The organism is Bacterioplanes sanyensis, from assembly GCF_002237535.1.
GTDB lineage: Bacteria > Pseudomonadota > Gammaproteobacteria > Pseudomonadales > Oceanobacteraceae > Bacterioplanes > Bacterioplanes sanyensis_A.
On sequence record NZ_CP022530.1, the window covers coordinates 2201335 to 2220021 of the forward strand.

19 protein-coding genes and 1 pseudogene are annotated in these 18687 nt (G+C 50.9%); 11 read left to right on the forward strand and 9 right to left on the reverse strand.

The window, feature by feature from the left end:
- Nucleotides 1-131: 131 nt before the first annotated feature.
- On the forward strand, nt 132-1409 hold the full coding sequence (locus CHH28_RS10300; RefSeq protein ID WP_094060229.1) for a dicarboxylate/amino acid:cation symporter: 1278 nt from the start codon (nt 132-134) through the stop codon (nt 1407-1409).
- A 124-nt stretch (nt 1410-1533) separates the two neighbouring features.
- Here CHH28_RS10300 and CHH28_RS10305 read toward each other — a convergent pair whose 3' ends face one another.
- Nucleotides 1534-2388 (reverse strand): LEA type 2 family protein, encoded by an 855-nt coding sequence (locus tag CHH28_RS10305; RefSeq protein WP_094060230.1) that lies wholly within the window; start codon nt 2386-2388, stop codon nt 1534-1536.
- Nucleotides 2389-2627: 239 nt separating this feature from the next.
- Between CHH28_RS10305 and CHH28_RS20385 the strand changes: the two genes are divergently transcribed.
- Nucleotides 2628-3161 carry a prepilin-type N-terminal cleavage/methylation domain-containing protein gene (locus CHH28_RS20385; protein WP_157729869.1) on the forward strand — a complete coding sequence of 178 codons (534 nt, stop codon included), beginning with the start codon at nt 2628-2630 and terminating at the stop codon, nt 3159-3161.
- A 43-nt stretch (nt 3162-3204) separates the two neighbouring features.
- Here CHH28_RS20385 and CHH28_RS10315 read toward each other — a convergent pair whose 3' ends face one another.
- On the reverse strand, nt 3205-3411 hold the full coding sequence (locus tag CHH28_RS10315) for a DUF2798 domain-containing protein (RefSeq protein ID WP_094060232.1): 207 nt from the start codon (nt 3409-3411) through the stop codon (nt 3205-3207).
- A gap of 324 nt (nt 3412-3735) precedes the next feature.
- Between CHH28_RS10315 and CHH28_RS10320 the strand changes: the two genes are divergently transcribed.
- Together CHH28_RS10320 and CHH28_RS10325 are read left to right on the forward strand one after the other, a co-directional pair.
- Nucleotides 3736-4668 carry a LysR family transcriptional regulator gene (locus CHH28_RS10320; RefSeq protein ID WP_094060233.1) on the forward strand — a complete coding sequence of 311 codons (933 nt, stop codon included), beginning with the start codon at nt 3736-3738 and terminating at the stop codon, nt 4666-4668.
- An 863-nt stretch (nt 4669-5531) separates the two neighbouring features.
- Complete coding sequence (locus tag CHH28_RS10325) at nt 5532-5798, forward strand: hypothetical protein (protein WP_094060234.1); 267 nt, start codon at nt 5532-5534, stop codon at nt 5796-5798.
- A 36-nt stretch (nt 5799-5834) separates the two neighbouring features.
- Here the strand turns inward: CHH28_RS10325 and CHH28_RS10330 are convergent.
- Nucleotides 5835-6263 (reverse strand): annotated as a pseudogene (locus CHH28_RS10330) (IS5 family transposase); the annotation flags it as partial.
- The gene (locus CHH28_RS20630; RefSeq protein ID WP_094058567.1) at nt 6230-6613 is read right to left on the reverse strand and encodes a transposase; all 384 of its coding nucleotides are present in this window, start codon (nt 6611-6613) and stop codon (nt 6230-6232) included. The pseudogene CHH28_RS10330 and the gene CHH28_RS20630, both read right to left, overlap by 34 nt.
- Before the next feature lie 227 nt (nt 6614-6840).
- On the opposite strand from CHH28_RS20630, the gene CHH28_RS10340 reads away from it, so the two are divergent.
- The 5 genes from CHH28_RS10340 to udk all read left to right on the forward strand — a co-directional run bounded on the left by CHH28_RS10340 (nt 6841) and on the right by udk (nt 12925).
- A complete protein-coding gene (locus CHH28_RS10340) occupies nt 6841-8535 on the forward strand; it encodes a zinc ribbon domain-containing protein (RefSeq protein ID WP_157729870.1) in 1695 nt (564 codons plus the stop codon).
- A complete protein-coding gene (locus tag CHH28_RS10345) occupies nt 8535-9365 on the forward strand; it encodes a hypothetical protein (protein WP_094060236.1) in 831 nt (276 codons plus the stop codon). Before CHH28_RS10340 ends, CHH28_RS10345 begins: the two co-directional genes overlap by 1 nt.
- A gap of 666 nt (nt 9366-10031) precedes the next feature.
- On the forward strand, nt 10032-10736 hold the full coding sequence (locus tag CHH28_RS10350; RefSeq protein WP_094060237.1) for a hypothetical protein: 705 nt from the start codon (nt 10032-10034) through the stop codon (nt 10734-10736).
- A gap of 285 nt (nt 10737-11021) precedes the next feature.
- Nucleotides 11022-12269: a NupC/NupG family nucleoside CNT transporter gene (locus CHH28_RS10355; protein ID WP_094060238.1), complete on the forward strand. Its 1248-nt coding sequence runs from the start codon at nt 11022-11024 to the stop codon at nt 12267-12269.
- Between the two features lie 29 nt (nt 12270-12298).
- Complete coding sequence (gene udk / locus CHH28_RS10360) at nt 12299-12925, forward strand: uridine kinase (RefSeq protein ID WP_094060239.1); 627 nt, start codon at nt 12299-12301, stop codon at nt 12923-12925.
- A gap of 96 nt (nt 12926-13021) precedes the next feature.
- On the opposite strand, the gene CHH28_RS10365 is transcribed toward udk, so the two are convergent.
- The 3 genes from CHH28_RS10365 to CHH28_RS10375 form a co-directional block, all read right to left on the reverse strand.
- A complete protein-coding gene (locus tag CHH28_RS10365) occupies nt 13022-14287 on the reverse strand; it encodes an AAA family ATPase (RefSeq protein WP_094060240.1) in 1266 nt (421 codons plus the stop codon).
- Entirely contained in the window at nt 14284-14916 is a 633-nt protein-coding gene (locus CHH28_RS10370; protein ID WP_094060241.1) for an RNA ligase family protein, read from the reverse strand. The genes CHH28_RS10365 and CHH28_RS10370 overlap by 4 nt, the downstream gene beginning before the upstream one ends.
- 206 nt (nt 14917-15122) lie before the next feature.
- Complete coding sequence (locus CHH28_RS10375) at nt 15123-15701, reverse strand: hypothetical protein (RefSeq protein ID WP_094062049.1); 579 nt, start codon at nt 15699-15701, stop codon at nt 15123-15125.
- 121 nt (nt 15702-15822) lie between these two features.
- Between CHH28_RS10375 and CHH28_RS19885 the strand changes: the two genes are divergently transcribed.
- Both CHH28_RS19885 and def read left to right on the forward strand, forming a co-directional pair.
- Nucleotides 15823-16380, forward strand: coding sequence for a TetR/AcrR family transcriptional regulator (locus tag CHH28_RS19885; protein ID WP_157729871.1), 558 nt, complete (start codon nt 15823-15825; stop codon nt 16378-16380).
- 74 nt (nt 16381-16454) lie between these two features.
- A complete protein-coding gene (gene def, locus CHH28_RS10385; protein WP_094060243.1) occupies nt 16455-16946 on the forward strand; it encodes a peptide deformylase in 492 nt (163 codons plus the stop codon).
- Between the two features lie 24 nt (nt 16947-16970).
- On the opposite strand, the gene CHH28_RS10390 is transcribed toward def, so the two are convergent.
- A complete protein-coding gene (locus CHH28_RS10390) occupies nt 16971-17768 on the reverse strand; it encodes a Tim44 domain-containing protein (protein ID WP_094060244.1) in 798 nt (265 codons plus the stop codon).
- A 3-nt stretch (nt 17769-17771) separates the two neighbouring features.
- Entirely contained in the window at nt 17772-18641 is an 870-nt protein-coding gene (locus CHH28_RS10395; RefSeq protein ID WP_094060245.1) for a TraB/GumN family protein, read from the reverse strand.
- Nucleotides 18642-18687: the final 46 nt, after the last annotated feature.

Genomic DNA, 18687 nt, shown 5'->3' on the forward strand with positions numbered 1-18687 from the left:
CAATTTTCGAAGTGCTCGATGGGGGTGCGGGGTTTTATGTGTTTTTTTACAGGGTATGGTAAGTATTTTTTCGAATAGCTGGTTGCGTGTAAGTAACAGTTAACCATGACTAATAATAATTAGGAGAAGCTATGCCACTAACGCATCGCATTGTGATTGCCATGGTATTGGCCATCGTCTTAGGAAGTCTGGCGCAGTGGATGAACACCACGACACTGCCCGAGTCGATTGACTGGTTTTTAAATACTCTGCTGGTCGGTGGCGTATTCGCTTGGATGGGTAAAGTCTTTGTGGCTGGCCTAAAGCTGCTGGTGGTGCCACTGGTATTTGTTTCTCTGGTGTGCGGTGTGGGTGCATTGCGTGACCAGAGCAGCCTTGGCCGTTTGAGCTTAAAAACCATCGTATTGTATTTGGTGACCACAGGTATCGCTATTTCGATTGCGTTGACTATGGCCACCATCATTGCGCCAGGTGAAGGCATCGACCTGCCGACCGACACCAACTTTACTCCGCCGCCAGCATCGTCATTGCTGGATGTGTTTGTCGCACTGGTACCGACCAACGGTATTGCGGCTATGGCCAACGCCAGCATGTTGCAGGTAATTGTGTTCGCCATTTTGGTGGGCACCGCCATTGGCCGTGCCGGTGAGCCTGGCAAACGTTTGGCTGCGCACTTTGAAGATTGGAACGAAGCGATGATGAAGCTGGTAGAGATCATCATGCACTTCGCGCCTTATGGTGTCTTTGCGTTGCTGTTCAACCTGTTCGCCAGCGAAGGTCTGGGCACTGTGGGCCAGCTGGTGCTGTATATGTTCACCGTCATTCTGGTGCTGGCGATGCACATGACCATTGTCTATCCTCTGATGCTGCGTGGTCTGACTGGCTTGTCGCCGCTGCGTTTCTTGTCGAAAATGCGCGGCGTGCAAATGTTTGCCTTCAGCACTGCGTCCAGTGGTGCGACCATTCCGGTCACTTTGCGTACCGTAGAAGAGCGCTTGGGCGTGGATAACCGTGTGGCTTCGTTTGCCGTACCTATGGGTGCCACCATCAATATGGACGGTACCGCCATTATGCAGGGGGTAGCGACGGTATTTATCGCGCAGGCCTTTGCTCAGGACCTGAGCATGGTCGACTACCTGCTGGTGGTATTAACGGCCATGTTGGCGTCGATTGGTACCGCAGGTGTACCGGGTGTTGGCCTGGTGACTCTGGCCATGGTACTGAACCAAGTGGGTCTGCCAGCTGAGGGCATTGCGCTGATTATCGGCGTTGACCGCTTGCTCGATATGCTGCGCACGGCTGTAAACGTGACGGGTGATGCGGCGGTGTCGACCATTGTGGCGCACAGCGAAGGCGCGCTGGACGAAGGCATCTTTAACGATCCAAAGGCTGGTGAAGTTCGCGATTGATGCTGTATTAGCAGCATAAAAAAACCCGTCGTTTGACGGGTTTTTTTGTTTTCAGGGGCCTCTAAAACCTCGGAGAAGATTGCTAAGCGAAGCCATGTTGAGAACTAGGGGTGTTAGCGGCTCCCTACAGTGAAATGTCTTTCGTTTGGCTAAAGCTAAAGGGCTGTGGCTTCCAGGCCGGTAGCTGCGGTTGAATGTCCATATCACCCAACAGCTCGAAGGTCACTGGGTCTTTGCTGCGCAGCAGTTTCACCAAGCTATTGCCCAACTCAGACAGGCTCAGTGAAAACGGTACGATCACGGTTTCGGTGCTACCAGCGGGCAGGGATACACCGCTCAAACGGCTGCTGCCGATGGTTTTGCTGGCGGCATTCAGCTGGTAGTTAAACTGCTTTAAGTCCAAGTCAAAGGCGTTCGGGTTGCTGAGCTTGAGCTCGGCTTCCAGTTCGATGCCGCTAAAGCTGAACTGCTTGACCTTGACGTCCTCAATCGCCACTGTCGGCCACTTAGGAATCGGCAATTCGCCCTTGTATTCCAGCGGCAGTACCAACACACCAATCACCGGCAACTTAAAGCCAACCTCGCCTTCGATGCCGTAGTTCAGGGTGTCTTTATCTTCCATGCTGCTGGCCAGTTTGCGCAGCTCGTCAAAGGTTAATGTCAGTGGCAAGGTGATTTGGCTATTGCCTTTGGCAGCGATGCTGTGGCGGTAATCTGAGCGTTGCAGGCTCGCCAGTGAGTGCTCATTGACACTCAAATTGAGCGTCAGCGACTCGGTGTTCAGTGCCACTGGGTTGGGGTTGTAGACATCTACCAGTACGTCGAGCGTCACTTGTTTGACCGACAGCTCAGCGATGCTGACGCCGCTGACTTTGGCTTGTGGTTTCTGTACCACCTGATTGAGGGTGGCGCACGATGCGAGCAGCACAGCGGCCACAATGACTGCGCTGTATGCCAGGATTGAACGGGCTGAATGCATGATCGACTCCTTGAAAAACGCTGATCATAGCAGCCCGAGTGAGCAGCGTGTGCAACCGACTCGGCAAAACACCCGCAAAATGACCATGGGTGATATCACGCATTGCGGTGCCTGAGTCTGGTGCGTACATTGCATAGCATTGAGACAACAGCGGTTTTGTCGCATAAGGGCTGCATTGGGCGTTTTGATGCCTGCTCGCGCCGCATGTGGACGGCCACTCATTTTGCTGTGGGGTGATGATGTCGAAACAACCGAGTACAGATGGGTTTACCCTGATTGAGCTGATCGTTGTAGTCGTGGTGCTGGGCGTTTTAGCGGCGTTTGTTGTCCCCAGGTTTATGGATGCCGAACGTGAGGCTCGCGTCGCTGTGATCGAGCAAGTGGCCGGGGCCATGGCAGCGACATCGGCCTTGTTTCATGCTCAGGCGCTGATCGAAGGCGTTGAGGATGGCAATGTTGCGTTAAACGGCCAGTCGATCCCTATCGAAGGCGGCTATTTAGAAGGCTTCTGGAATGGCGCCTGGCGCTATGTGTTGGACATTGGCCGAACCATCAGTTTTACCCCCGTCGGCAGTGAATGCACCGCCAACGATTTGTGTGGCGTTGGGCGCCAACGTCCGGCCGCTTACGTGAGCGGCCTGCGCTCCAACGCCGACCGCCTGGTAATGATTTGGCCACAAGGCTATCGCCTAGCGGACGATTGCTTCGCTTATTACTTCAACCCGGATGATGGCCTGCCGCCACAGATAGGCTCAATCACCGCAGGCTGCTAGGGACCGCGCTGTCATTGCAAAGCGCGAATGGCAATGCGCCCTGTTATGCAAATTTTTGTGCCCAACGCTGCACTCTAGGACCAAATAAAAACGAAATGGTCGCGGCCACCGGCCAGGCTAGGGCAAAGGCGTGGCCCCAGCGGGCGAAAAAGTCCGGCACCAAACCAAGATTTAAAAACGTCACCCAGCAAGACATAAAGCCGGACAAGGTCAACGACATAGCGAAAGTGAAGGCGAGGCGCTGTTTCATAATGACTCCTGGAAGATGCATTGTGGATTACTTAGGGCGCCTCTGAATAATTCGCTGCCGGCTCTGGATCACCAGGGGGCTACAGCAAAAATCGGCGACATAGAGCTGGGGCTCTCTGGTGTTCCCCTTCGGGCGCGGGCGGCAGGCTTTCATAACGTCGTTGGCGATGTTGAAAAGGGCTGACCATTTCCTGCCATCGCCGCCTTGTTCTGAAAGCCTGCTGCACTCGCGCAGAGCTGTGCAGAATTATTCAGAGGTGCCCTAGACTTTATGACACTCTCTGTTTGAAAATAACCGGTAAAAATAGAAGCTATATTTTCAAATATGGAATCATCATTTGACGACCTGTCGCTGTTTGTCAGCTTGGTACGGGCAGGCAGTTTGGTGTCTTTATCGCAGCGTGAGGGCGTCCCGCTGGCCACCATCAGCCGGCGGCTGAAAAAGCTGGAACAGCGTTTGGGTGTGACCCTGATTTACCGCTCGGCGTGGCGCTTTCAACTGAGCCAGGCGGGCGAGGCGTATTACCAAGCGTTTGCCCAGCGCATGGACGATTGGGATAACGCGCTGCAACAACTGCAACAGCAAAATCACGAACTCAGCGGGCCGCTGACATTGAGCGCTTCCAGTACCTTGTCGATCGGGCCACTGCGCCCCGTATTGCGCGACTTCGTATGCGCCTACCCAGACATTGAGCTGAACATGCTGCTCACCAACCAGATCATCGACTTGCAAGCCAAGCAGGTGGACTTGGCCGTGCGCATTGGCCCTCAAGCGGACTCAGGCCTGACGCAGCAGCGCTTGGGGCAGGTATCAACCGGGCTGTTTATCGGCCAAGGGCTGGCCCAGACTTTGCGCCAAGCGGGCACACTGCCCGAGCATCCGCGTGAGTTACACGAACAGCGTTTGATTGTGTTTGAACACATACCGGTGTGGCGCATGAGCGACGGTGCGCAGCAGATGGAATTGCGGCCCAAGCCTGCCACGCAAGTCAGCAACATCGTCATGGCCAGCGAGCTGGTGGCCAGTGACATGGGCATCGCATTATTGCCCTTTAGTGAAATGGGCCCGGCATTGGCCGCAGGCCAGGTGGAACCGTTATTGCCCAACTGGCGCGGCCCCATGCGCGATATTTTTGCCGTCTGGCCGGATGGTAAATTGCTCACCGCACGCGCCCGGCGCTTGCGTGATTTTTTGCGCGAGCGCATGGCGCTCATGCCAGAGCTTCAGGGGCAGATGCCGGTGGTGGAGGGGAGGTAAGCAAAGGGGCTTTTATCGTCAAATCCTATGCCCTTATTCAACCTCGTGCCGGGCGAGCGATCCGAGGCAGTTTCTGACAGGCAAAAAGCGAGCGGGAGCCATCCTCGACAAGCGCAATTTATAGGTAGTAAGTGAGCATTTTGGCCGTGCTTGTGTATCAAGATGCTCTTAGCGCCAAACCCTATGCCCTCCTTGAGGGATCTTATCCCTCACGCCGGGCGGGCGAGCTCCCTGCTTTGCGCTGCGCAGGCCTTTTATCCTTCGTTAACAATGCTGTGGTCGCCGCATCACAAAAAGCCTACGTCCCTGTAGGCCTTTTGTTGGTGCTGCCGTCCGGGCAGCCCCTGCGGGCACAGTCATTGCCAACTCAGGCGGCCTACTAAGGCGCGGAAAACCTGGGCGAGATACCGAGAGCTGAGCGGCTTGGCCTAGGAGTTGGAGTGGATGTTCGGCTTGTTTCTTTGCCAGCTCAGGTGGCCTGCTAAGGCGCTGAAAATCAAGACGCGAGAGCGAGCAATCAGCTAAGACATGGCTGGAGACTCAATGTAAGGGATACTGTCTATGCAACCAGTGCATTTCTTGGAGTAACGAAAAGCTGGCACGCTTTTCCGGTCGGCTTGCCTGTGTTCCCACAGGGTGGTAGCTTAAATACTTGATAAATCAGTGAGTTAGCCTTTGAGCACCAGAACTTTGAAGCCTGGGTAGTAGGCAAGCACGTTTTTCCAGGAGGGAATGTGAAAGAAAGGAAGATATCCAGTTGTAAATCAATAGGTTGGCAGAGATAGCTCGAATGGTTCTAGCTGGAAAAACAGGCACGCACACTATTAATCTGTTATGTGAACCGAGTAATTTAGGAGAGAAGTATGGCTAAAAAAATAGAAGAAAGACATTCATTTGCTATTGAAGGACTTAGTCACGCACTGGAAGGAAAAATTATTCAGACTAATGAAGTTGAGCATCTTCCTTATGAATTGGTTGTTAGTCATTTTTGCAAACCATTTGATGGTGCTGTGAATGTTCATAAGCCTAGTCGAACGCACACTGAAACAATAGAGCAGGCTCGAAGTGAGTTTGAATCTTATGCAAGCCATTTTAAAGTGATTGGTGTAGAGAGTAACCCTAATTTTTAAGTCATAGTAAGATTGCAGTTTTGACTAGAAGCTGTTTCACAACTTCTTTAGCACGATCATCATGCAGGCGGCGTGAAAGAAGGCTCGATACATTGAGAGCTTTCTTTCCCATCGAACCACTAATCGCCGATAATTTCCAAGCCAAGCAAAAGTGCGCTCTACTTTCCAGCGACGGTCGTACCTTCTCAGCTTTCTACCATCTTGCAGCGGCGCTTTTCTCCTGTTTCGACGATGTGGACAAATGAGATCAACGCCCCGTTTCTTTAACGCCATTCGCAGAGGATCAGAGTCTGCCGCTTTATCGTAAATCAAACGCTTCACCTTGCTCTTGCCATAGGAAACATTTAACAAAGCCTCAATCAGATTGACCTCCGCCGGTGACGCTGAGCCAAGTGTCAGCCCGATTGGAATGCCTTCGCCATCGACGACTATCATCCACTTCGACCCCTTACCACGCTTGGTTTTTCCAACACCGAGGCCCCTTTTTTTGCGGGTGCAAAACTACCATCAGAAAACGATTCTTCCCAATTTAACCGCGACTGTTGATCCAGAACGCGAAGAAGCTTACGCCAGGCTTTGACCCATGCACCTTGCTCTTCCCAGTACTGAAGGCGGCGCCAGCAGGTACTCGGTGAAGGATAGCGCTCGGGTAGATCACGCCAGCGCGCACCTGAACGTAAGACCCATAAAATGCCCTCGAAACAGGCTCGATTGCTGATAGGTTTGGGACCCCCTTTGCCACGAGGCAGGCTGGGTAAACAAGGCTCAATGTGTGCCCACTGTTGGTCGGTCAGTTCTGAGGTTGAACGTTTCATGGTGGAGGAGTTGAAGCTGATAGTTTTGATTATTATATCGGACTGAAGGTTATGAAACAGCTTCTATAAGACAATCACACAACGAAGCGCGGCAACGGATTGTCATGCCTGTCACTTTTTGTGCGCTTCGCGGTACAAAAATCGCCAGCTTTGCCAGACGCTGTGCGCGGCGTTACGTTGTCGATTGATTAAGAAAACGTAGAAGTAGCAGAGCTTGATGGAAAAATATGATGGAAAATAGCGGTGTTTTTATTGAGCAGGCTGAATATATACAACCTGCTGACTTTATTGAGTGGTCTAGTGATCATCCCAGTGAAGCTGTCATAATTAAAAGGCTGACACAGTCAGGTGCAAAACTTCTAACAGGACCTCGAGGGTGTGGGAAAACTACTCTTATGCTCAAAGCGTACAACAAGCTCTCAAAAAAAGGTGTTAGTGGAGCTTTTCCTGTATATGTTAATTTTAAGTCTTCTCTGAAGTTGGAGCCGGTATATAAAAGTAAGGCAAATGGTGGTTTCTGGTTTTCACAGTGGATGTATTTGAAAATTTACGAAGGTATCTATAGCAGCTTTAAGGATATGGGTTATTCAGACCAATTAGATCTCAAGGTTGAATTAGATACTGCGAAAAAAGTCCTAGGTCTGCTAGAGCTGGGTGAAATAGATAAGGCGGAAAAAGAAAAAATAGAATTAACCACGTACGATTTAGAAGAGGATATAGATTATGTGATGTCTATCACGGGAAAGCCAAGGTGCGTACTTCTACTAGATGATGCGGCTCATGCATTTTCACCAGAACAACAGCATGATTTTTTTGAGTTTTTTAGAAAAATTAAGAATCGTAGGGTTTCACCAAAAGCAGCAATATACCCTGGTGTTACAAATTTCCCTCCAACTTTCAATGTTGGTCACGATGCTGAAGAGATAAATGCATGGGTGAATCCAGAAGGTGATAACTACATGTGGTTCATGACCACAATGCTGTCTAGACGGTTGCCTCAAGCAGTCTATGAAAGGCTCAGTAAAGAAGAGTCGCTATTGACAATAATGTGTTATTCAGCATTTGGAATTCCAAGAATTTTGTTGAATATGGTTAGAAGTTTCTACTCTGAAGAGGAAGTCGGTGGCTCAGTTGAATATAAGATTTCTTTAAATCGTACCAAATTGATGGCTCAAGTTAAGGATAGTAACAAAAGAGCACTTGCTGTTTATGCCTCGCTCGAAAAGAAGCTTCCCACATATATTAACTATGTTGAAGAAGGTGATGTAGTGATTGGCAGGATTATTGACTTAATCAAAACTTATAATAAAGAAAAAAGCATCAATAGAAAAAGTATATCTATTGCAGTTAAAAAGGAACTGAGTTCTGACTTGAAGAAGATTTTAGGCTTTTTTCAATATGCTGGCTTGGCTAGCCATAAAGGCCAGGTGAGTAGAGGAGAAAAGGGGGTGTTTGAAATCTACATTATTAACTTGGCTGCTCTCGTTGATAATAATGCGATACTAGCTACTAAAGCAGCTAAAACAGATGATATTGCAATTGCGCTTAAGAGTCGAAATGCTCATGAGTTCACAAGAACCAAATCTGATTACTTAATACCTGAAAATAATGAACCGCTAAAACTAAAAATGCCAGCCTGTCAAAGTTGTGGAGAGGAAAGGAGTAGTGATGAGGCCAGATTTTGTTCTAATTGCGGAGCGCCTTTAAAAACGGCTTCGATTTATGAAGAATTAGTAAATGAAAGCATTGACGTGTTGCCATTGACGCCTTCCAGGATAAAATCCATTAAGTCTAAATCTGGGATTAGACTTGTGCGAGATATCCTGCACGACATTGGTCACAAGGAGATTCGGACTGTTCCGCAGATTGGTAGCTTCTGGGCTGCTAAGATCTATCAGCTAGCAGAGGAGTATATTTCCTAATGGCTGATTGGAAGAAATCTGTAAGTGCATGTGCAACTACTGTTACGATTGGGGATGTATCTAATTATGTAGTCCCTTTCTCAGAGACAAACTCACCAATTGATAGTTTTTATATTGAAAGAAATAAACTTTTGAGTTCTATCAGTCCGGGCTATGCAGCCTCAAACCCTTCAATACCACCACTTGTTTTAGTTGGTTTGATTTCTTTAACAGAAAACTACTTCCGTGAAGTCTTAGCTGGTATTGTTACAATATGCCCAAAGGCAAAGCAAAAAAGTGCAACAAAGAGTTTGAATTTGGCAACGGCGTGGATTGGTTTTGGCGAAATGGAAAAAGGGGCATTTGAAAATACTTCATTTTCTGATCCTAAGGCGGTAAAGAAGAATCTTTATGAATTGATTGGTGTGAATGTCACAGATATTAATCAAATTGCTGCGCCGCTAGAAGAGTTTGGAAAGCTATGTGAATTAAGGCATGCAATTGTTCATAGCGCTGGGTTGCTGGCAGGAAAGAATGCAGTTAAATTGGAGCTTCCAAATTCTAGGAGTTCTGTGAGGATAGAAATTGGTTTTCCTGAGCTTCAAAAGTCGGCTGAGGTTTGTTCTTCTTTAGTTTGTGCGGTAAATCTAGAGTTGTTTGTAAATATGGCTGCTAAATGGTTAAGAGAGTGGCCAAGAACACCGGCTTATCAGGGTCAAAATTTAAATGCTCTATTTAAGAAGATTTGGAGTTTGTTTTATTCGGAGTTTGACAAAAGGAATGGGTTGATCAGTGACTCGCTAACACAAATCAAGGCACGAAACTTAATAGTGAGAACTAATGCAACATAATCTAACAAGCGCATGTTGTCGAGCTGGTTTTCCGCTTTGCTCTAAACCAGCCGCAAATGCGGACGATACGACAACAAGCCAGAAACCCACCCCCAACTCCTAGACCAACTCGCTAAAATCTCGGTTTAGCGCCTAGGTTTTCCGCGCCTTAGCAGGCCGCCTGAGTTGGCAATGGCTGTGCCCGCAGGGGCTGCCCGGACGGCAGCACCAGCCAACATCCTGCCGGGATGCAGGCTGTTGGCGCTGCGGCGACCACAGCATGGGCAGTTCAGGAATCACGGCCTGTGCAGCGCAAAGCAGGGAGTTCGCCGGCCCGGCGTGAGGGATAAGATCCCTCAAGGAGGGCATAGGGTTTTGCGCTAAAAGCACCTTGTATGTAAGTCAGATCAAAATGCTCACTTCTTGCAAGTAAGCCGCGCTTGTCGAGGGCGACTCCCATTTGCTTTTCACCTGGCAGAAACAGCTTCAATATACGCTTTCAGTTGCTCGCCCGGCGTGAAAAATGGCCCCAAGGAGGGCATAGAGTCCCTACCATAACTCACTCAGCCGGGGCAAAATCAACCCACCTTGTTTCCGATATTGTCAGCTTTATAACTTGTTTGGTGTGGCACTCAGATTGCTTGGCTTATCGCCAGTGTTTAATCAGTCACAGCGGGTGGAAATGGTATGTCGCAAAGCAATAAAAGACAGTGGTACAGCGTACAAGGCAAGGTACATAAGAACCCTTACGATAAAGCGACGGAGAGCAATAAGTTTCACGCCTATGAAGTTCAGTACAATGCGACCAAGACCTTTGGCAATAAATTGCAGGGTTTTTTCTCCTCCACCAAACAGCAGGAGAGGGAGCAGGCGGTGTTCGACACCATTGAAAAAACGTACAGCCAAAAGACCGCTGATTTTAGTCGCAAAGAGCAAGCGCTGTATCAGCCGCAAAATATGATTGGCTTCACCGGCCCTGTAAAGCCCTCGGCGACTGAGCAGCGCAAACTCTCGATTGATTTCAGCGCTCAGCCACCCAGTGTGTATTTTGAATCACAGTCGCGGTTGCAGCAGCGCACCGATACCAAAACCGTTGGCCATCTGACGCAAACCCACGGCATGGTGGGCAATATCGGCTACGAAGCGGCGATGGATCGACCGGGCTACCGGATGGAGAACGTTCAAAAGGGTGACAAAACCCAATTGCAAGAAAGCTATTTGCGCACCAACAGCAAAGGCCTGCAGAAGAGAACCGTCTTTCACACCTCCAGAAACCAGTTTCGCGATCTGTCACAGCTCAGCCAGCACAGCCGCAACAAACTGAGCCAGCAAGTTCAGTCTAATCAGAAGGTCGTTAAGCCGGTCGCGACTGGGCGCATGTCGAAAGACTAAGTCTACGAACGCTCTTACTCGTACTCACCTGGTTGAGCAAGCGGCGCGAGCCTCTTCAAATGACGTTCAACAGCAGTATTTGGGCTTGTAACCCGGGGCGGCTGAGCGATGAAGTGCAGCCTCGGCTGCGTGTTCAGCGCTGGCTTATGCGCTCGAACCTCCCATTTGAACTTTTACTGCGATCGCTGCTCAATCGTGGCCGAGCTTCTGTTAGAATCCGCGCCCAGCCAAAAGGGCCCTACTATGCTGGGGCTTCTCGTTATCATTTTTTCTGGGAGCATCTGCATGAGCGTCCTCATGAGTGTGGTCGGCATCCTCGTATTGCTGGCAGCCGCCTTTGCGTTGTCTGAGCATAAAAAGTCCATCAGTAAGAGGGTCGTATTCGGTGCTCTTGGTATTCAGATTGTCTTTGGTGCCTTGGTGTTGTTTGTTCCGGCTGGCCAGACGGCGCTGAACTTGGTGACCTCGGCGGTAGCCAATGTTATCTCCTACGCCAATGAGGGCATCGGCTTTATGTTCGGTGGCTTGGTGAGCGGCAAGATGTTTGAAGTCTTCCCCAATGGCGGCTTTGTGTTTGCCTTTAAAGTGTTGCCGATTGTGGTGTTCTTCTCCGCTTTGGTGGCGGTGCTGTATTACTTCGGCATCATGCAGGCCATCATTCGTGTGCTCGGTGGTGGTTTGCAAAAGCTGCTGGGCACCAGCCCGACTGAGTCGTTGTCGGCCACGGCCAACATCTTTGTTAGCCAAACCGAAGCGCCGTTGGTGGTGCGTCCTTACATCAAGAACATGACCCGCTCTGAGCTGTTCGCCATTATGGTCGGTGGCTTGGCGTCGATTGCAGGCTCCGTGATGGCCGGTTACGCCGCCATGGGCGTGGAGCTGAAGTACTTGATTGCCGCCAGCTTTATGGCCGCACCGGGCGGCTTGTTGATGGCCAAGATCATTATTCCCGAAACGCAGCAACCGCAAACCATAGAAGACGCCGAAGAGCTGGCTGAGATAGAGCAGCCGGCCAATGCCATCGATGCCGCAGCCACCGGTGCCAGCAATGGCCTTAAGTTGGCGGTCAATATCGGTGCCATGCTGATTGCCTTTATCAGTTTGATTGCTTTGTTGAACGGCGCCGTGGGCGGCATTGGCGGCTGGTTTGGTTACCCGGATATCACCATTCAAGCCATGCTGGGTTATGTGTTTGCGCCAGTTGCCTGGCTGATTGGTGTGCCGTCTGCCGATATCAACGCCGTGGGCTCGTTGATTGGGCAAAAACTGATTCTTAACGAGTTTGTCGCCTACAGTGAGTTTATGCAGGTGAGAGAGTCGATGCAGCCGATCTCGCAAGCCATCAGCACCTTCGCGCTGTGCGGCTTTGCCAACTTTGCCTCGATTGCGGTGCTGTTGGGCGGCTTGGGTGTGATCGCACCATCAAGAAGAAAAGAGATTGCCAGCCTGGGCCTGAAAGCCGTCGCCGCCGGTACCTTGGCTAACCTGATGAGCGCCACCATTGCCGGCTTGTTTATCAGCCTTTCTCTGTAATCATTGGTAGCTAACGTAAGAAGTACGACATGACAGCAACGATACAACGACCCTTGTTAGTCGGCATCGCGGGCGCTTCGGCGTCCGGCAAGAGCCTGCTGGCTAAGACCATCAAGCAACGACTGCCAATTGAGCACATTCAGGTTATTTCTGAAGACAGCTACTACTTCGATCAGTCTCATCTGACCATGGATGAGCGCGAACAGACCAACTACGACCATCCCAATTCGATGGAGCACGACCTGCTGCAGCAGCATCTGGAGCAGCTAAAGCAGGGCAACAGTGTCGACGCGCCTTGTTACGACTTCACCATCCATACGCGCAAACCAGAGACGGTGGTGATCAATCCAACGCCGATCATCATCATCGAAGGCATCATGCTGTTTTCTCACAAGAAGCTGCGCGACACCTTTGACTTAAAACTGTTTGTCGACACACCGTTGGATATTTGTTTGCTGCGCCGTATTAAGCGCGATACTGTCGAGCGCGGCCGTAGTTTGGAGTCTGTGATCGAGCAGTACAAAACCACCGTGCGCCCAGGTTACATCAGCTTTATTCAGCCGACCAAAGAATACGCGGATGTGATTATTCCAAAGGGCGGTAAAAATACCGTGGCTATTGACTTGGTAGAGACCAAGTTAAAGGCTATGTGTTAGTGCCGTTGTTTGTTTGATTGAAAAAAGGCCAGAATATCTGGCCTTTTTTTGTATGAGTAGATCCTGCATTGCTGATGCCCTTATAACTGCCATGGCCTAAGGTAAGGTTTCGCCATCCCCGTCCACATAAATTAACTCATGGGCTTCGCTCGGCAGTGGCCATTGCCAGCTATAGAGCTGCTTTTGTAGGACTTCATTGGGCACAGAATATTGCCGAGAGGCGTTTTGTTGTTGCAGTTGCTGCAGTGGAACCCAAAAGCAGATAAGGCTGACCTTGGCTTTATAAGCGAGGGCAATATCTACCAGCGGCGTACGAAAATCTAGCCGCAAACTGGTGGCATCCCAGATCACATGCTGACCGTTTGCCAGTGCCGCTTTTAAACGCTTTTTCGCTTCGCGAATAATGCTGCCAAAGTTGCTTTGGTCTTGTCGGTCGCCGTTAATCTCCTGCCGTAGCTCATCCAAACTGATGGCTTGGCAGTCGGCTCTGTGCTTGCTGATCCAACTGCTTTTGCCACTGCCGCTGATGCCTACCAGAATTTCTAAGTGGCCATGACTGTCACGTTGGCCAAAGCCCATGGCAATGCCTTCTTCGGCCTGAGAGATTTTCCCTTGCGAAAAGCACAGCAGGCTGTGCTGGCTTAAATAGTTTTTTGCCTTGTCGTTGTGCATTGGCAGGGCTTGCTCTGCTTGCTTAAGCCACACGTCTTCAACATCGCTGCGCCAAAAGCCAAAGTCTTTGGCATACAACTTAAACAGCTCTAGCAGTTCAACTTGTGCGCTAAGGTCGTCGCAAATTCGGCCGCGCATATCGGCCAGCTCTAGGTAATAAAACAAGTGCAGAGGTGCCTGCCGAGCCAAGTTGAAATAGTCATGGCGAGCGCAGTCTTTTACCACCAGTAGTTTGGGCTTTTGATGAGCACCCACTAGGCCCAATAAGTGTTTTTTCACTCGATGTGGTAGCGGCCAGTGGGCAACACGTGGCGCCAAATAGGCCATGCCCAGCTCTTCATGGCCGCTGGCCACCACTCGATCAATGCCGTTTATTTCTTTATTGCGTGTGGCTTCGGGTTTGGCAATGTCGTGCAGGATTACCGCCAATACCAGCAGCAATGTTTCCTCACGGGTAAAGGCTTTGGTGGGCAATATTTTATACAACTCATCCAACACCATTTGTGTGTGGATAAAAACATTGCCCTCCGCATGCCATTGCGGATCTTGTGGCGTATCCGCTAAGCGACGTAACCAGGGCAAATCGTCAGAGAGTACTTCAATGGCTTCCAATAAGTTGGTGTGCTGGCCATCCGCAAGGCGCTCAAACCACTGGCTTAAACGCTGTTGCTGGGCATTTAGGCGGCTCATGATGGGCTCCTTAGGCCATTGGCTTTAATGACTTGATGCATCCAGTGTTGCTGACTTTGCACGTGATGGCTGCGCACCCATTTGGCGATGTTATTGGCAAAGTCTGCAAAGGCAAACTCACCGGCGCTGCGTACGACATAGCCTTCAGAGGCTCGGGTGTCGACGCGAATTTGCTGCACGGTTTCGGCATCAAATAGACCCTCAAATATCACGGGTACTGGCGTTAGGCCCAGCTTGTGCAAAAAATCTTGCGTCTCTCTCCATGACAAACACAGGTTGTACTCATTCCAGACGGAAAAGGCTAAAAAGTAGCTGTCTAGGTTGTGGTAGCCAATTGAATGCTGGGCGAAGCAGTTTTCGCCACAAATTCGCCAGCCTGCCGGAATTCGATAGCCAATTTGGGCATGCAACGCTTTAACCCAGTCACGAGACGGGTGGTGGCGGCTGTCTAGCGACCGGGCGTGCAGGCCATGGCGGTACAAGGAGGTGTTTTCACCATCCATCTTTTCGGTAATGACGACGTGTTTACCAATAAAATGGCTGATATCGGCCAGATAAACATCGTCACGGCTGGCGCCGGGCGACCAAGGCAAATGCGGTGTGCGCGGGTATTTAACTCGTGTATCCATTATATAATCTCCAAAAACTTCAGACGTCATGCGGCCTGCAGAGGCTCTGCATCGATGTGTTGAAGCGGGAAATTACATAAAGCCACCAGTCTGGTTGGAGGTTGATTAGGGCGGTGGATGCTAAAGGAATGTGTGTTAAAGGTCTAGCAAAGCTGCTTCTCAATGGGGTTGAGTTCGCTAACGTGAACAAGTCTTCCTGCATCGCTTTACGAATCTGGTGAAAAAGGCGCTTCCTTCAATAAATGGCTCAGCAGTAGCTTCAAGTAGAACAGCGGTAAAAACCACTCCAGCCCAGCCGGTACGGTTAGCCAATATTCTGAAAGCATTACACTTACGGCAAATAAAGTCATGGCAATTGGGCGCTGTAAATATAAGGGCACGCTGACTATGGTCCAGCTGGCGAGCAGTAAGTAGCCGCCGCTGGCGGCGATCCAGGCAAGATCAAAGTCCATAAATACAATGCTGAACAGTGTTAGCTGAATAAAGTGCAGAGCAATAAAACTCATATGTTGGCGCTTGCCTTGGCCAGGCCTGTGGTACCAGCGTTTGGCACTGGCGGTGGCGTTGGTAACAATCCCGCCGGCCAGATCTGCTGCCAGCACAATGGCCAGCAGTAACTGTAATGGGCCCCAAGACGGCGCCCAAATCCATACGCTGATGGCGGCTAATAAAGGTACAACCAGTTGCAGCCAGGCCTCGGCTTTGCTGGCGCCGGGTCCGATAAAGCGGTCGATGTTGCCTTGCCAGCCACTGCGGGGAGCGGTGGGTTGCCATTGGATTTTCATCTGCAGAGCCTTTTTAGACCACGTGGTCCAAAAAGATAAGGCACGAGAGCCCCGGGTGTCAACTTTATCGACCAAGTGGTCTTTTTCCATTGGGGAAGTATCATGTCGCTACGGAGGAGTCATGCCAAAAATCATTGATCACGACAGTTACCGCGCCGAACTCGCGTTGCAGGCGGCCGAGGTGTTCTTGCAGCATGGCTATCGCCAATTGGGCATGCGCCAGTTGGCGGAGCAGCTGGGTGTCAGTAAGAGCAAGCTGTATCACTACTTTGCCAGCAAAGAAGCGTTATTTAGCGCTGCTACGGAAGCCATCATTGCCGCCGATGCCCGAGAGTTTGCGTCGCCTCAGCAGCAGTCAAACCAGGCTGATCCCGGCCAGCAAGTCGAGCGGCTGATCGAACTGATTCATGCTTGGTTGCCGCGCTTTCGTGCAGAGCTACAGTTGACGCTGGATTACACCGAGGTGATTGGTGGTGCGGCCATTGCCACGGATTCGGTGATGCGGCTCAGTCAGAACAACTACCGCTCCTTGTTCGCGGGCATAGTCGGTACGGAACTGGCCGATGCGACCTACAGTGCCGTCATGGGCATCCTGTGCAATCGATTGTTGTCAGGTGAGCTGTGCTGCAGCGACAGCGACCGTCAGCTGCTCGGGGCGTTGGTCATGTCTGACCGGTAAGCCAGCAGTAACAATGAGTTGCAGTACAGCGGCGTTAACTTTCGGTATCATGCGCGTTTTTACCGAGTGCTTGTATGATTCGAGAGATTTTAACTGCGCCGCATCCTGTTTTGGCGCAGACGGCTAAGCCGGTAGACGACGTTGCTCAGGTGCAAACCCTGATCGACGATATGCTGGAAACTTTATACGCCACCGAAAATGGCATCGGCTTGGCAGCGCCGCAAGTCGGTGAGTCGCTGGCGGTGGTGGTGATCGATTTGTCGGAGGATCAAAACGATCCGCTGATTTTGATCAACCCCAGCATTGACGAAGGCGATGGCTCGGCCGTGGGGCCGGAGGCATGTTTGTCGATTCCGGGCTATTCAGCCGATGTTGAGCGCTTTGCGCAAGTGACGGTGAATGCATTGGATCGTGATGGCAATCCGATTAGCGTTACCCGCGATGATTTCTTAGCGGTGGTGATGCAACACGAAATCGACCACTTAAAAGGCACCTTGTTTATTGACCATTTATCGGCGTTAAAACGCAACATGGCGTTGAAAAAGGTGAAAAAAATGCGGCGTTAAACGCCGCATGATCGATATGGTGTGTTATTCGGCCTCAATGCCGACCACCATCCACGGGGCGCTGTCTTGATCCAGCGCTCGCTCCAGGTGCCAAACGTCGAAGATGCCGTCTTCGCTACGTTCTAAATCGTCCTTGCAGCGACCACGAAATAGCACACTGATGTAAGCGGTTTGGCCGTGGCGACCGGCACGGACGATATCTGCGTTTAAATCCAAGATTTCCGTACGCGGCGGCACCATTAAGCCACGGCGCTGTTGTTCCAGTGCGTCGCACAGCTGTGGCGCCATGTATTCGCGAATCACACTCATATCGCCATCGTTCCACGCTTGCTGCAAGGTACGGTAATGATCCAGTGCGCCGTTTAAAAAGGCTGCGCGATTAAACCCTTCGGGCAGCTCGATATCATTGTTGCTGCTGGACGGGTGATTAAAGTCGGTGGCGTCTTTCAGGTCTGGCCCGTCGTGGGCGTAGCGAGCTTGTGGCTGCGGTTTTTTCAGCAGTTTGACCAGCAGCAAAATCACCCCACCGATCAATAACCAATCCATCAACTGCATGCCTTCAAAGGCACCGCTGCCCAGTAAGTAGGCAAATAAGCCACCGGCCAGCAAACCGCCCAAAATGGCGGGCATTTTGCTCTGCTTTTTCTGGTTCAGCTGGCCGTTCTGCGCCGCACGTTGGCTGCTGGGCTCGGCTTGTTTTTGCTGTGGCGCAGTTTTGTGTGTCTTGCCTAGGCCGCCACTGCCCAAGCGTTTGGCTTCGGCTTCACCGCTGACGGCAAACACCATAAATACGGACAAAATGGCCGTCCATATTGCATTCATTGATCAATCTCCAAAGTACTCAATGTGATAACCCTTTTGTTGCAGTTGCTGCAGCAGGCCATCTGGCCCAACCAAATGCAGCGCACCGACCAATACCAGGGCGTTGGGTTGTTGATGAAATAGGCGCTCGATTTTAGGCAGCCAATTGTTATTGCGCTTCACAATTAAGCTGTCGTACACCTTGGGGTAATCACTGCGCATGGGGTCCAGGCCCAGGCGGCTCAAGGTGGCTCTGTCTCCTTGGCGCCAGGCATCGCGCAGACCGTCCATTTGCTGCGCCAGCAATGCCGTATCGGCGATGGTTTGCAAAATCAGCTCACTTTCACGGCCTTCGGCCATGGTGGCGATAAATTCGATTTGCTCACCGACGCTTTCGAGTTCGCCAATGGTTTTGCCGTGCTCACGTGCCAGTCGGTCAAAATAGGCATCAACGCCTTCTTGGTTCATGCCCAGGCGATTTAATTCACCCACGGTGATCAGTAAGGCGACCCATTGCGGACTAAAGTCGCGCAGCTGATCCATGCTCAGGCCATTTTTTTCGACGTACCGAATCAGTGCCTGACGGGCATCATTATTCAACAGCGCTGGTAACGATTGCCCAGGTTGCAACAGCATGCGCTGTGCCATTTTCTGTTGCACTTGCGGGTTACCCAAGGCGCTGATGTCGGTTTCAAACACCAGATGCTGCGCTTGACTGTAGGCGTGCTCAAATTCCTGTGGCAGTGGGTAGTCTTCGGCTTTCAGTAAATGAATGGTTCCGCCCAGCCAGATGCGTTGATCGCCTTTGCTGACTTGCCAAAGAAAGGTTTGCGCCCACAGCGACGTTGGCCACAACAGTGCTGCCACGCACACCATACCAAGCAGTCGGATCATGATTGTGCTCCTGAAAAATAAAACGCCGGCGGTTGCCGGCGCTTAT

Coding starts and splice junctions, on each gene's coding strand:
- CHH28_RS10300 (WP_094060229.1), top strand. CDS start 132: ATGCCACTAACGCATCGCATTGTGATTGCCATGGTATTGGCCATCGTC.
- CHH28_RS10305 (WP_094060230.1), bottom strand. CDS start 2,388: ATGCATTCAGCCCGTTCAATCCTGGCATACAGCGCAGTCATTGTGGCC.
- CHH28_RS20385 (WP_157729869.1), top strand. CDS start 2,628: ATGTCGAAACAACCGAGTACAGATGGGTTTACCCTGATTGAGCTGATC.
- CHH28_RS10315 (WP_094060232.1), bottom strand. CDS start 3,411: ATGAAACAGCGCCTCGCCTTCACTTTCGCTATGTCGTTGACCTTGTCC.
- CHH28_RS10320 (WP_094060233.1), top strand. CDS start 3,736: ATGGAATCATCATTTGACGACCTGTCGCTGTTTGTCAGCTTGGTACGG.
- CHH28_RS10325 (WP_094060234.1), top strand. CDS start 5,532: ATGGCTAAAAAAATAGAAGAAAGACATTCATTTGCTATTGAAGGACTT.
- CHH28_RS20630 (WP_094058567.1), bottom strand. CDS start 6,613: ATGAAACGTTCAACCTCAGAACTGACCGACCAACAGTGGGCACACATT.
- CHH28_RS10340 (WP_157729870.1), top strand. CDS start 6,841: ATGATGGAAAATAGCGGTGTTTTTATTGAGCAGGCTGAATATATACAA.
- CHH28_RS10345 (WP_094060236.1), top strand. CDS start 8,535: ATGGCTGATTGGAAGAAATCTGTAAGTGCATGTGCAACTACTGTTACG.
- CHH28_RS10350 (WP_094060237.1), top strand. CDS start 10,032: ATGTCGCAAAGCAATAAAAGACAGTGGTACAGCGTACAAGGCAAGGTA.
- CHH28_RS10355 (WP_094060238.1), top strand. CDS start 11,022: ATGAGCGTCCTCATGAGTGTGGTCGGCATCCTCGTATTGCTGGCAGCC.
- udk (WP_094060239.1), top strand. CDS start 12,299: ATGACAGCAACGATACAACGACCCTTGTTAGTCGGCATCGCGGGCGCT.
- CHH28_RS10365 (WP_094060240.1), bottom strand. CDS start 14,287: ATGAGCCGCCTAAATGCCCAGCAACAGCGTTTAAGCCAGTGGTTTGAG.
- CHH28_RS10370 (WP_094060241.1), bottom strand. CDS start 14,916: ATGGATACACGAGTTAAATACCCGCGCACACCGCATTTGCCTTGGTCG.
- CHH28_RS10375 (WP_094062049.1), bottom strand. CDS start 15,701: ATGAAAATCCAATGGCAACCCACCGCTCCCCGCAGTGGCTGGCAAGGC.
- CHH28_RS19885 (WP_157729871.1), top strand. CDS start 15,823: ATGCCAAAAATCATTGATCACGACAGTTACCGCGCCGAACTCGCGTTG.
- def (WP_094060243.1), top strand. CDS start 16,455: ATGATTCGAGAGATTTTAACTGCGCCGCATCCTGTTTTGGCGCAGACG.
- CHH28_RS10390 (WP_094060244.1), bottom strand. CDS start 17,768: ATGAATGCAATATGGACGGCCATTTTGTCCGTATTTATGGTGTTTGCC.
- CHH28_RS10395 (WP_094060245.1), bottom strand. CDS start 18,641: ATGATCCGACTGCTTGGTATGGTGTGCGTGGCAGCACTGTTGTGGCCA.